Source organism: Pseudomonas helmanticensis, from assembly GCF_900182985.1.
Classification (GTDB): domain Bacteria; phylum Pseudomonadota; class Gammaproteobacteria; order Pseudomonadales; family Pseudomonadaceae; genus Aquipseudomonas; species Aquipseudomonas helmanticensis.
Window position 1 is genome coordinate 715482 of sequence record NZ_FXUY01000002.1, and the last position, 12950, is coordinate 728431.

9 protein-coding genes and 1 pseudogene are annotated in these 12950 nt (G+C 51.1%); 5 read left to right on the forward strand and 5 right to left on the reverse strand.

The window, feature by feature from the left end; all coding sequences use genetic code 11:
- Window positions 1-596: 596 nt before the first annotated feature.
- The 4 genes from QOL84_RS25995 to QOL84_RS26010 all read left to right on the forward strand — a co-directional run bounded on the left by QOL84_RS25995 (window position 597) and on the right by QOL84_RS26010 (window position 4056).
- Entirely contained in the window at window positions 597-1757 is a 1161-nt protein-coding gene (locus QOL84_RS25995) for a nucleoid-associated anti-phage protein (protein ID WP_283439086.1), read from the forward strand.
- On the forward strand, window positions 1750-2880 hold the full coding sequence (locus tag QOL84_RS26000; RefSeq protein WP_283439087.1) for an anti-phage protein: 1131 nt from the start codon (window positions 1750-1752) through the stop codon (window positions 2878-2880). The genes QOL84_RS25995 and QOL84_RS26000 overlap by 8 nt, the downstream gene beginning before the upstream one ends.
- 73 nt (window positions 2881-2953) lie before the next feature.
- Window positions 2954-3451, forward strand: coding sequence for a Panacea domain-containing protein (locus QOL84_RS26005; protein ID WP_283439088.1), 498 nt, complete (start codon window positions 2954-2956; stop codon window positions 3449-3451).
- 2 nt (window positions 3452-3453) lie between these two features.
- Entirely contained in the window at window positions 3454-4056 is a 603-nt protein-coding gene (locus QOL84_RS26010; RefSeq protein ID WP_283439089.1) for a hypothetical protein, read from the forward strand.
- Window positions 4057-4276: 220 nt separating this feature from the next.
- Here the strand turns inward: QOL84_RS26010 and QOL84_RS26015 are convergent, their stop codons facing one another.
- From QOL84_RS26015 to QOL84_RS26025, 3 genes are all read right to left on the reverse strand, one after another.
- On the reverse strand, window positions 4277-5362 hold the full coding sequence (locus tag QOL84_RS26015; RefSeq protein ID WP_283439090.1) for a HEPN family nuclease: 1086 nt from the start codon (window positions 5360-5362) through the stop codon (window positions 4277-4279).
- 663 nt (window positions 5363-6025) lie between these two features.
- The gene (locus tag QOL84_RS26020; protein ID WP_283439091.1) at window positions 6026-8761 is read right to left on the reverse strand and encodes an AAA family ATPase; all 2736 of its coding nucleotides are present in this window, start codon (window positions 8759-8761) and stop codon (window positions 6026-6028) included.
- A gap of 291 nt (window positions 8762-9052) precedes the next feature.
- Window positions 9053-10072: a phospholipase D family protein gene (locus QOL84_RS26025; RefSeq protein ID WP_283439092.1), complete on the reverse strand. Its 1020-nt coding sequence runs from the start codon at window positions 10070-10072 to the stop codon at window positions 9053-9055.
- 303 nt (window positions 10073-10375) lie between these two features.
- Between QOL84_RS26025 and QOL84_RS26030 the strand changes: the two genes are divergently transcribed.
- Complete coding sequence (locus tag QOL84_RS26030) at window positions 10376-10723, forward strand: hypothetical protein (RefSeq protein ID WP_283439093.1); 348 nt, start codon at window positions 10376-10378, stop codon at window positions 10721-10723.
- 730 nt (window positions 10724-11453) lie between these two features.
- On the opposite strand, the pseudogene tmk reads toward QOL84_RS26030, so the two are convergent.
- Window positions 11454-11747: pseudogene (gene tmk / locus QOL84_RS26035) on the reverse strand (dTMP kinase); the annotation flags it as partial.
- A 19-nt stretch (window positions 11748-11766) separates the two neighbouring features.
- Window positions 11767-12948 (reverse strand): endolytic transglycosylase MltG, encoded by a 1182-nt coding sequence (gene mltG, locus QOL84_RS26040; protein WP_283439094.1) that lies wholly within the window; start codon window positions 12946-12948, stop codon window positions 11767-11769.
- Window positions 12949-12950: the final 2 nt, after the last annotated feature.

Sequence of the window (12950 nt, forward strand, 5' to 3'; positions counted from 1 at the left end):
AGGAAGTCGACCATGAGTATCAAACCTGGCCCTAAAAGAACAAACGAGGATGGCACTCCGGACAAGCGGCAAAGAGTCACGCCTGAAAAGCAAAAGGAGCATCCAAAACTGAAGCCCCATAAGCATAAACCGGGGGAGTAGGATTAAAAGGCGGCTCACTAGAGCCGCTTTTTATTAGTACTCGAATATGCCAGCCCACATCACCTCAACGAATACTCGCGCAGATGTGTACGAAAGGCACATAGCATCATCGGCATCGTTATCTAAGCGCTCAGATGCAAGGCAAATAGAATTTTCTTTGTAGTCAGGCTGGAGGTGCCGGGTGGTTAGCTCCGGCTCTATGCAGGCGATACAGAGGGCATAACCAACGGATCTTTCTGCGGTCAGTGGAAATTAGACGATCGGTCAGCTTGTTCCAGCTAATGGTTGCGTAAGAACCCGCTTTTGTCCGCTCCAAAATACGCTGAGGCACGCGATTGCGCTCTGCACCACCTACCCGCGATCCGGGTCTCCCATACCAGCACTGTGCTACCATTCATAGCTGGCAGCCGACGTCAAAGCGTTCGGCTTTTCAAGTTCCTACGGACGAACCTAGCATGGATGATCGCACGTCATTTTCACCTCAGACCCCGAATGAAGCCGAGCCTTCAAAACCTGTGGTGAAGCCGCTAGTTGTTTTAAACGCATGTGCAGCAAAATTTTTCAAGAAAACGCTTGGTGGTTTGACCTTTTACGATAGCAACAAGGGCAACAACTGGGACCTCAGCTCCCCGGTATGCGTTGATTTTGTAAATCGCATCGGTAAAAAATTCTCCAAGAGCGGGAGAATTTATGGCTATGTTGATCCCGACATGCTTTCCGCTGCTGCCAACTTTTCAAAGTACGCCAGCGACCTAGAATTCGACACGTTTGTTAATGGCGTGATGGACCGGATCTGTGACGAGGCAAACGACCCAGCCCGCCGCTCACTGAATGAAGGCTACGTGGTATTTTCGCACTACCAAGATTACCGGCAGGTCGATCATCTGCTAATTGTCATGCTGGGCAAACAGGCTGGTTATGACTTCGACAACGACAACAGCCTCAACCCGAAAGATACGGAAAGCCTGAACTTGCAGGACTTCCGCCAAGCTGCCTGCATGGATTTGACAGAATTCAAGAAAGGCTTCCCTAAAAATACAGGTGACTCTTATCTGTACTTCATTAAAGGGAATTCAAAAAGCGAGTTCTTTACGGTCGCACTGGGCTGTTCTGACTCGATCCCTGGAAAGGTCTGCGTTGATAACCTGAAAAGCGCACTGGGCGCGTACCTCCAAGAAGAGGCTAATGCCCTATCCTTCACAGAAAAACGCAAAATTCACAAGCGCGTAGTCGAATATATCGAAAGCAAAGCGGGCGAACGCGTCCACCTTTCAGAAATTCAGCACGTCATCAACAAGTGCCTGAATGAGGATTCGCCGCATCACGGAGGGCTGGTCAAATTTATTTCAGAAAACTCTGATCGCTTCAAGGTAAGCGAAGAGTTTCAGCCTTCGGGCATCACTGCGAAAAGCATGGCTTTCACCAATCTTAAGCTCCCCTCTGGAGAGTTTGACGGGCGCTTCAAGCTGGACGCTGTGACCGTCGGCGAGAGTGATGCAGACCTTAGCGTCGATAAGGATTTCGTGTATCTGAAGATAAAGCTGCCCATAGAGGTATCAAACCAGCTCAGAAGCATCAACGCTGTTAGTCAGGCCTCGGGCCCAGACGATGCTTGATCGCATATCTCTGGTTGATGACCAGCTCATACTCGACACGCGTTCGGTTGGTATAGGGGAGGTTTTTGCGTTTCTGAAAGAGCATGGGTGCCATGGCCCTGAAAAATTGGAGCTGCTTGGTACAGATCTTTGCCTCTTAACGCCTTCGGCCTGGGACGCCTCTTTCGTGCCTTTTTTTGCCAACACCGAAGATATGTGGCATGCAGTACGCACGCGTAGCAAAAAGCCAGAATACCTCCACATTATCGGAATGGGCGAGGACCAGCAGGCCTCAGTTTCGCGACTGATAGACCTGTACTTTCTACTTAGAGACACGCTCAAAACACTTTGCCATAGCGAGGGGGATGACGGTCAAACCCATAAGTACATTTTCTTCAGTTCGAAAGAATCGCTTCTTACAAAATTAGAAATCTCCTACTTGATGACATGCGATGAACTGCTGGCTATCCACATCGGGGAAAAGGATTTAAAAGACGCTCAAAAAATGCATACGGCGGTTATGGCCGATGAGGATGTTCATTGTGAAGAACGCCGTCACGTCATGCGCGAAACGCTGACGGAGCTTTTGAAGGACGAGAAGGACTGCAACCTTCGACTGATAATGCAATCTGCTTCAAAGTTCTACAAGAAGTACAATGAACGCTATAAAGTGTACGTCAGTAAATTTTCAGTAAACAAAATACTGACTGAGATCGAAAGTGATTGTGTTAGCTTTCTGGGCAAAGTTCAAGATGCCATTATGGCTCAGCAGACCAAGGCATTTGCTGTCCCAGGTGGTATTGTAGCTGCTGGCGCCATTTTAAAACCGGCCACAACCACATGGGATTACCTAGTCATACTCGTCGGCTTGATCATTTCGACCTGGATGATAGTTTCGCTAAACAATAACGTCATTAGGCACATCAATTTACTCGCGGATGAGTTCGACCGTTCCACTAGAAAGTATGATGATATCGTCGTTGGCGTAGACGAAATCCACGAAAAAATTGAAGCTTCTCGTGTGAAGCTCTCATCCTCTTCCGAGTCTGCCAAGTCAAAACTTCGGATCCTAACGCGAGTGTGCTGGCTAGTATTCATACTTGTAAGCTTAATTATGCTTAAACGCTTTTTAGAGACTTCTTAGCGGGAAACGGTAATACCAAACAAGCATCTCTATAGTTTTCATAGAATCTGAGTATCCGCATAACGACACATCATTGAAGTATCTTAATAATCCATATATACTTAAGAAAATCAATTTGACTTCTTATGAAATGACCAAAACCACAGAGCATGATGTTGCCAGCTACATCCTTGATAAAACTGGCGAAATATCGGCAATGAAGCTACAAAAACTCATTTATTACTCGCAAGCCTGGGCCATGGTTTGGGATGAGTGCGCACTTTTCGACGCAGATTTTGAAGCCTGGGCAAACGGGCCGGTGTTGCCATCGATCTACGAGATTCATCGAGGCCAATTTTTGGTCGATAAGTCGATGTTTCCCAAAGGTAATCCGAAAAACCTCGATGAGGATGCGCGAGATACCATCGACCAAGTTCTTAAGGTATATGGCAAAAAGACTGCTCAGTGGCTCAGCAATTTGACCCACGAAGAAGCCCCATGGAAAAACGCCCGAGGGGATCTTGGCCCTTTGAATCGCTCAAACACGGTGATCGAAAAGGGAAGCATGCATGAGTACTATTCGGGGCTATAACCGTGGCAGGAAGCAAGGCTGAGAAAAGGGAAGAACGACGGGCTGCCAAGAATGAAAAAGCTCAGAAGCTGGCGGGCACAATCGACAAGAATGAGGCCAGTTCCAAAATCGTTGTGGTGCCCAACGATCCTCCGCGACCAAAGTGCCCTGTTACTCCCGAGGCTCGCAATGAAGTCTTGAAGGGCATGCCCAAGCTGGCTGACAAACCAGCCATCTACAGCTCGCGTATGACATGGTGCATTTCTGTATCCGATACAGAAGGCGACTGGTCATGGAAAGAGTCCAGAGCCTGGACGGAGGAGGAATGGACCACCGAGCTTAGCCGCGAACTTGAGCCTCTAAAACAAATGACGTGGTCTGAGATTGCCCGCCTTGAAACCGGAGAAGGCAAAAAACGGAAGCGTCGGAAAAGGCACCATCCCCAAGATGTGGCAACCATCACCCCAGAAGCAAAAGCTCGCTGGGCGACGCTGGAGCTTGATCAGTTTGATACCGCATATCGATTCCGCTTGGGTGGAACTAAACGAGCATGGGGATTCCAGTATGGGAGCCATTTCTACCTCGTTTGGTACGAGCGTCACCATAAAATATATCCCACTTTATAAGGGTTAGGTGCACATTTGTGCCCTACCTTACGCATGATGATGGCAGCTGATATATGACTCGCAACCTCTTCGCTCGGCCAGCTTGCCGCCGGATCTTGGCCATTGGCATTATTTAACGTTGATGAGCATACCCCTCCTCCCGCAAGCAAAATTCGGCAATCAAACCAGTCAGCAAGGTAGTCGATTGCCGTATTACCGTCGCAGTATTGGGTGTGGTGATTTACTCGGTGCGTGAAGCTAGCGCAAGCTCTAACATACTCACAATCTTTTTATCCAATCGACATAGTGGAGACTTTTCATGAGTCAGCATCCATTCCATCGGATATTCCCCCATTGGGTAAAGCTCGTCCTCAATCAAAATCTCACCCCACCTATTGTATCCGATGTACGGGATATCTATGTATTGAACATCACACTTTTTACCATTCAACGAAAAGCGGACTTCGTGCATTAAGCAATCAGATTTTGAAATCTCGAAATATCCCGTTTTGGCGATAACTTCAATTGCATCCTCTGGGCTAAGACCTATCACCCCTTCAAACTTTAATCCTTTCCCTGCATAAGATCGACTAAAGTGTTCAAAGCATTCGGCGACGTAATTAGTAATAGCAGCATCATTAGAAATATCGCCATCGAACACTGGACAGGTATGAAATGAATAAACACTACTGCGCAGCTTTTCCATCAGTTTCTCTACGACTCTGAACCTAGCCTTGGCAAAAAATTCTTTACCCTTTGGATCTTTATCATAGAAAGTCACTTCCACTTGATCTTTAATATCAGATTCATGAATTAGTGATAGAGGTATTCTCAGCTTGAAATTGTGATGACTGACGGCATTGCGCAGGCGCGTGACAACTCTAAGTATTGGCGGATTTTTAACCGCTTCATCTTCAATAATATCAAATTCGCTTAAGTACCAATCGGATTTGAGCTTATCACTGATCTTGTTAGGGATTTTATCTGATGCTATTTCCTTTGCGATGCCCAAATTAATACTCATATACGCTGCCAAGGCCCCTAGCCCCATCGGGAACTTTAAGTTTCGAATCGCCTGTTTTTCATTTGGGTTATCCTCCCTCCCACCGACCACCCTCGGATAGTCATCATGTGTATTAATCAGGCCAAGGTCGTTTAGGAAATCTTTGTATACACTTAAAAGAGAGCGATGCTGTTGCCCCGGGTCGAAGATTGCTGCTTGGAAAAACTCTAAAAATCTTATGGTCGAATGATAGCTAGTCATCAGATCTAACGCTTCACGCTTTGGATCTAATTCATCTTCTTCAAAAAGCGTCTTAAATGACATGTTTATGCACCTCAGAAATAATTACTATGTTAATATTGAATGATCATACAGCTCGCCATAGAACTATCATGGATAGACTTAATCAAATCCAAGCAACCGACGGCGCAATATCATTATGATATCATAGCAAGCATCTTTCAACCGCTCGGAAGGTCCACCTACAGTAAAAGCGAATGGGCAAGACTTGTGACTCTCCAGCTAGATAGATATCACCCCGTTTAAGGTCGGCAATCGTACATTGAGACCGTCACCTGAATAGGTGGGTGATTATTGCAGCAAAACATTATTATGCCGTTGCAAGTTGGGTGCGCTGGGAAAGGCTCAGGGGTACGAGTCAGGTTCATTCAATCGTGCAGGCTAGTTTGAGTTCGGGTTTGATGCATCGCCGCTAAATGGCAAGAACACGTGGTTCAACAAAATATGGAGAAGACGATAGGCATTGCGAATACCATCGCGACCGTAAATATTGAACAAATAAGCCGCGTTGCCCAGCGCCCCCACAGCGCCCCTGAACGCCTTTTACTTTTGGATCGAAACGGTGAGCAGCACGAATAAGTAAGGAACACTCGACGGGGGTCATAGTCGGCATGCGTCGGTTCGAATGTCCTACGCCCGCTGCGCGAACCCACCATATCCAATGGGCTCGCGCGATATCCGACGTCTTCAGCCTGCCTGGTGATTACGTCCTTGCCCCTGAGCATTCACTGCTATTGCTGCCTCCACAGCAGCTTGAGCAACATTCGCAAGCGCCGCTGGCATAGTTCGGAGTTGCAGCTGATTCATTGCCTCAAGCGTCTCTACGATGATACGAACCAGGTGTTGATCATAATCATCGCGATTCGCCTCCTCGTGGATACCTTTATTCAGGTAAAGCCACACATTGGATGGTGCCGGCACCCCCAAGACGGCTCCGAGCCCCTGCACAACACCTGGCTTGTCTGGATGTATGAAAGTTTTTGAGTCATCGAGACGTTTTTTCAGCGCTTCACAAAGGTTGCGCAAAGCAGGCTCAGCGCCGCGACCTGCCAACGGAACAGTCAGCATTCCAAGGTCGTTTTTACCGAGCCATTTCCACACCCTATCCGAAAACACCTCAAGGTTCTGTCTGGACGCTCCTAGCGCATTTCGCCAGTCCCCCATATCCAATGCCGCACGAGCTTGCGCGAGATAGTTGAAGGTATGCTCATTGCCCTTTACCCGCGGGCGATAGTCACCGATGTGCGGCATGAAGTAGTACGCAGTCCATTCCTTTGACTCGACATGATTTTGCAGATCCTTAATAAACTCGCTGCTATGGCACGTCACGATGATCTGGGTATTTGCAAACCGATCGCTCTGGAAGACCGCTTCGCGGATCCCCTCGCGGTGTTCAGTGTCAATTGCGTTGATCGCATCGTCGAAGATAATGGTGGGAGCTTGAACGTGTAAGGCTTTTGCAAGAAGGATGGCGACGCCAAGACAACGCACGTGCCCCTCACTGAGCACATGAAGCGCATCGACTTTTTTCTGCGCCGCTGCACAGAAAGAAAGCTCAATCCGGCCTTCTTCATCGGTGGGTAAATGTAACGCAGCGAGCTTGTCGCCTTCGTGATCCCGACGGTTAAACTCGTTGTAGATTTCCAGAGCAGTGGTATTCAGGCCCGCAATCAGCGTTCCTGGCAGCTCAGCTCGAAACTGCCTCAACAGCCGCAGAAAATCCTCGTAAGCCGCCTTGATACGCCGATCAAATGCCACTCGGTCCGACTCTTGCTCAGCGGCCTCAATTAGCGCAGCGTTAGACTGATCAAAAGCCTCAATTGCCTGACGGGTTTCTGCTATCTGCCGCGCTAGCTCAGCGCGCCGTGCGGTGAATCCCGCGGCGATTTGACCCGCCCGCACAAGTAGTTCGCGCTCGTTTACCAGCCCCTGACGCGACGCCAATAGTTCGTTAGTACGTACGTCACAGGCCTCATATTCGTTCGCCATGTCGACAATCTTTTGAGCGATGCTCTTCCCATCAGCTCCCGTCGTGAAACTTGGCCGCCACCAAGCTACGCCATGATCTACTCCCGGGGAATGCAGATGACGCACTCGCTCATCCTGATTGGCGGCGGTTGCGCCGATGCGTTGAGCGAAAGCGTGGAGAACCGCCTCGAGACTCCGCGACGCGGTATCCCACGCTCTACGAATCCCCGCTTGGTCATTTTGCAAGGCAGCTAGTTCTCTAAGCGCATCTAATCCGTCTTGCGCGTGGGTATAGGGGTTTCTCGTAGCATGGAAGTCACCGTGCAAAGGCGTTCCGCAAGCCGGGCAGTTATCCGGCGTGCCCTCCTGTAACTCGAGCAAAGCGTTGTAGAGGTTGAAAAAAGAAGTCTCTCCGGTTTTCTCCGCGAGCCGCGCGCTAACTTGCTCAAGCCGAATGTGCTCGCTCTCAGCGGCACGATAAGCCTCTACCAGTGCTGAACTACTTATGCCAAATATAGGCGGAGTGGGAGCATCTAACTGAGCGTTTAAGATCTGAAGGCGGCCGGGAGCTTGGTCGTTACCCAGCATTTCTAGAAGCTGCGTGTATGAAAGTCCGGGTTTGAACGCTTCGGCGTAAGCTGCCTCCTCTGCCTCAAGGGCTCGAATCGCCGATGCCTCCCCATCCACTGTTTCTTGGTCGCGTTGGAGCGCCGCGCGGCGGGTATTCAGACCCAATTCGTGAACAGACACCAGGCTCAACTGGCTGTCCAAGGACTCATTGAAATGGCTCACGAAATCATGAAATTGCTGCATGCCGAACAAGGATGCAATCAAGTCCTTCTTCTCACCGGCTGTCTTTGCAGCGATTCGCGAGAAGTTTTCTATACGATTCTTTTCGATGAAGCAAAAACGGTAGGCTTCCGAATGTGGTACCACCTGTGAAACTTGGCCTGCAACGTCCAGCACAGCTAGCGCGGGAGATTGGAAGCGACCTTCGTGGACGTTTGCGAAATAACGCTGAGGTGTAATGCGCTTAGCTGAGGCCTCATCCACAGTGCCCAGAAGCGAAAGCTCCAGAGCCTCGCACAGACTAGTTTTACCGCTTCCATTAGGGCCGTAAAACATCGTGATTCGACGGGGAAACTCGAACGTCTCTGGGACACGAAATCCCCGAAAGGGGCCTATTGTCAGACTGCTCAACCCGCTCCACTGCCAAACGTTGGTGCGGAGGATCCTTGCCCCTTCCGGAGCGTCACAGCTCACAGTCGTCAGACCCTCACGTGCAATCACGACTAGCGCTACTGAACGCTTACTCTGCGTCCGAGGACATGCTGCTACTCGGTCGAAATTCTCTTCTACGAGATTTGCTAGCCGCCTGGCATCTTCCGATACCCCGCGCTCTGCGCGGTGAAGCCACCCAAGGAACTGCTGATAGTCATGTCGAGCGGAACTCATACTGCCTTTCCCCAATAAGTATGAAATCGTCAACTGTTATAGCTCGGAATTTCGGAGTCGGCAGTTGCTCAAGATGACTATTTCCCAAGGACGCGCTCGCTGCGAGTTTTTATCAATTTTTGAAGGAGGGGAATCCTGTCGAACGTTAACTACGTATCATCCCTTGTGCCAACCATCTATTGGTTCGGTGCCACCTGGAAAATTTCTTAATCAGTACCACTTGGCGCGAGTCTGCTCCTGCCGGCCGAAGGGTTATGAGAATTGATCAGCAAGCAAAAGCAATATAATCATCTAAGCAATCCGCCCTGCCTCCCACTCAATGAAATCGTCGAGAGAAACGCATCGGGCCGTGCCAGGCTCGGCCCCTTCGTACAACTCATCAATCCAAGGTTTCAGGCGTGTCGCCAATCCTCGTCCGTCTTCCTTGGATAACGTCATTCCCGCCACATATTTCAGCTGCCCCAACATGGTCAATGGCACTGGGTTTCTTTTTCCAGGCGTCATGAACGTCCTGTCGAGCTGGGGAATGCGTACCCAAGCACCAACGGCAGTCAGTCGCTTGGTTGGCCCGTAACGCACGGCAATAATCGGAGCGTCGGTAGGCAATGGCTCTTCACTGTCGTCAGGCCAGTCCTCAAAGAACTCTAATTTGGTATTCCGTACCGCGGGTAGATCCGAACGTCTTGCGTCTTTTTCCGCTTGTGCTGCCTCAGCTTTGGCTTGGACGCTCGCCTCCAGCCTGTAGATTGCAATGTGAATATTTCGATTCCTTAGATCGTTGTGGCGCGCTTCTAGCAATCTTTCGGCACTCAACGGGCGATTGGCTCGGTTTTTTTCCCACTGAAGCTGGGCTTTATCCAAGCGATCATCGGTGATTTCTGCGCCGCGTGCCCAGAGTCCATCAAACCATTCCCGCATCATCGCTAGTTGTGAAATATCTTCAACTAGCACCCCAGCTTCATGCCATCCAACGCACTCGGCACCCTCAAAGCCCAGTCCATTAACCGACAGATTGGCAGAACCTACGATTGCCGTTGTTTCACCGATCGCCACCTTGGCGTGCAGATTGTCGAGAGTCAGTACCTGAATTCCAGGTCTCTTCTTCGCCAGCTCGAGCAGGTCACGGATCACTTGGGGGTTAGTCCCGCCGCTGCCTAAATTGCAGATTATTCGCAGAGACCGCCCACTCCACGCGTCAGCTATCAACCGCTGTGCACCCTCACCCCAGAATGCTACAGCGATAGCCAACTGCTGGTTGTTTTCGACAAGTCCGCGAAATTGGTCTGAGTACCGTTTTGACGACAGAAACATCTGATTACCCAAGGCTTTCTAGAATTATCGAGCTTAGCTGATCGGCCGCTGGGGAAGCTGTTGAAATTGGAGGCAGATGATTGTCTACGTCTGCGCCCGTATAGACGCACCTGAGTTTATGTTCCTAGCCCAGATTTACCTTTCGCGACTGGTAGCGATCCCCCCTCGGCAAGACATCGCAAAATCAACCTCTTGGAGATTTCTGAAAAAATCAGGAACAGCGGTAAAAAATTAGGGGAATGTGCCGACCATAAAGCTAGGAGACTGAAACTCAGTCACCATATCTTCTAATAGGGCTTATGAATGAAGAAGCTGCACGAGCTGTTCCGCTCCACTGCCTACATCGCTGGATCTATCGCCTGGATCGTGCGCAACTACATCAGGGATAACCCATGGGTCACATCTGGCCTAAAAAACCTAATGATGATCTCAGGCATCACCATCACGATCCTATCGGCGATGCTTTGGCACATCTCTGCTACATGGCAAGAAGATGTGGCCCAAATCCAAAACCTCGACCAGGCGACAGTCATTGCGAGTACCACTGCGGCCGCCATGTTGAACACAAAAGCGGCGATGCTCGGTGTGATCGCCGCCCTAGTGAACGCGCTGTATTTTTGGATTGGAACGCTGAGCAACTCAAGAGAGTAAAGGACACTGTCTTCAAGGGCACATTGTCATCAGTCGACCATTCTGATGCCTCCAACGTGGCGGATGGCTGCTCCTGCTGCCGTGGCACTTGGCGGGTACCACCTTCCACGTTCTCGACAGGCTTGGATTCTTCGTCTAGTGCCCAGTAGCGCTGAACCAGTGCAATAACTTCAGGATCGGTAGCGTGGATCTCTAATTTGATGGCCATCGTGCAATCGGTCCAAGGAGGTGGTTCGAATTGGTTTTTCAGAATCGAATCAGGACTCAGCAACTTCTCCACGGCACCAGCAAACGACTTCAGATTTCCCCCTTAGGTTCACGCTGAGTCATGCAGGGAACGGGTGGAAATCGGTATAAGCCAGAGCGCCTGGAAAATCCCCTGGCGGCATTTGCCGACATTAGGTGAGCCAGAGATGGAGATCCGTTGATCTGAAGCGCCTACGGGCTCTGAAGGTGTCTGAAACATGCACAGGAACGCGAAGTTTACATTCTTACTGAAAAAAGGGTTCCATCTCGAGCGGAAAATCATGATCAAGGTTTACATTTCGCATAGAAGGATGCGGAAAAGCGGAAGGTTTACATTTTTTATGTTTTTTCGAGCTTTTTGATAGGAACACCGGTTCTCTGAAGCTTAGAAATACCTAGAAGATTGGGTTTAGGCCCCGAAAGAGCACAGGTGATGGTGGTTTTCCGAAGGTTTACATAGTCGAGCTACCGGAACTAACGTCGCGGTAAAACGATCGCACAGCACCACCGCGCCACGCGCCAGCGCCGGGCGGATCACTTCGGCCAGATGCTGCGCGCGTGCGGCGAATACCAACAGCAACTCGGCATCCGGGGTCATGACTTCGTCAGCCGGCGCCAACAGCACCTCGCGAATTCGCTCGGCCAGCGGCGTACCGCCCGGCTCACGGGTCAGCACCACCTCGATACCGGCGGCGCGCAGGCGCTCGGCGAGGTATTCGCGGTTGGTGCTTTTGCCGGCGCCTTCCGGGCCTTCCAGAGTAATAAACAAGCCAGTCACAGGCAGTCCTTAATCAAAGTCATTGCGCGTTTTGTGGAGCGGCGGCTGCCGGTTCCGGAGTCGGCGCGGGCTCCTGCGGCGGAACCTGCGGCAACGCTTCAGGCGCAGTATCCGGAGAGGCCGCAGGAATCGCTTCCTCGGCAGCCGGTGCCGCTTCGGGCGCTGCTGCCGGGGCCGGACTGGAACGGTAATCCGCCCGTCGTTTGAGCTGGAATTCACGCACCGCACTGTTGTGCGCATCCAGATCATCAGAGAACACATGGCTGCCATCGCCACGCGCGACGAAGTACAGGCTCGTGCCTTCCACCGGGTTCAGCGCTGCGTGAATCGCTTCACGGCCGACCATCGCGATCGGCGTCGGCGGCAGGCCGGGAATCACGTAAGTGTTATACGCCGTCGGCTCCTTCAAATGCGCGCGAGTCAACTTGCCGGTGTAGCGATCACCCAGGCCATAGATAACGGTCGGATCGGTCTGCAACTGCATGCCAAGAGCCATGCGTCGCACGAAGACGCCAGCGATTTGCCCGCGCTCCTGTGGCACACCGGTTTCCTTTTCGACCAGCGAGGCCATGATCAGCGCCTGATAGGGTTCCTTGTACGGCGCATCGGCCGAACGTTTTTCCCACTCATTAGCCAACACTTCGTCGAGACGTTCGAAGGCTTTCTTCAGCAGCTCGGCGTCGGACATGCCACGCACGAAACGGTAGGTATCGGGGAAGAAACGCCCTTCAGGAAACAGGCCCTTATGGCCAATCTTGGCCATGACATCGGTGTCACTCAAACCATTGAGGGTCTGCGTGAGTTTTTCGTCTTTGGCCAACGCCGCGCGCACTTGATGGAAATTCCAGCCTTCGACCAATGTCAGGCTGTACTGAACTACATCGCCACGCTTCCACAAGTCGATCAGACCGTTGACGGTCATGCCCGGCTGCATGCGGTATTCACCGCTGTGGATCGGCGTGCCGGCGAGGTTGAAGCGCCAGTAGACCCGAAGCCAGAAAGCGTCCTTGATGACGCCATCGGTTTCGAGTTCGAGGAAAGTACGGGTCGGTGTCGAACCTTTCGGCACATCCAGCAGTTCTTCCTGCGTGATGTTCAGGGGCTGTTCCAGCGCGGAGTGAATCTTCCAGGCGCTGGCGCCCAACAGCAGCCCTGCCAGAACCAGTCCGGTTTCCAGCAGCAGCAAAAGTTTACGTCTCACGA

Coding starts and splice junctions, on each gene's coding strand:
- QOL84_RS26000 (WP_283439087.1), top strand. CDS start 1,750: ATGCTTGATCGCATATCTCTGGTTGATGACCAGCTCATACTCGACACG.
- QOL84_RS25995 (WP_283439086.1), top strand. CDS start 597: ATGGATGATCGCACGTCATTTTCACCTCAGACCCCGAATGAAGCCGAG.
- QOL84_RS26015 (WP_283439090.1), bottom strand. CDS start 5,362: ATGTCATTTAAGACGCTTTTTGAAGAAGATGAATTAGATCCAAAGCGT.
- QOL84_RS26025 (WP_283439092.1), bottom strand. CDS start 10,072: ATGTTTCTGTCGTCAAAACGGTACTCAGACCAATTTCGCGGACTTGTC.
- QOL84_RS26020 (WP_283439091.1), bottom strand. CDS start 8,761: ATGAGTTCCGCTCGACATGACTATCAGCAGTTCCTTGGGTGGCTTCAC.
- QOL84_RS26030 (WP_283439093.1), top strand. CDS start 10,376: ATGAAGAAGCTGCACGAGCTGTTCCGCTCCACTGCCTACATCGCTGGA.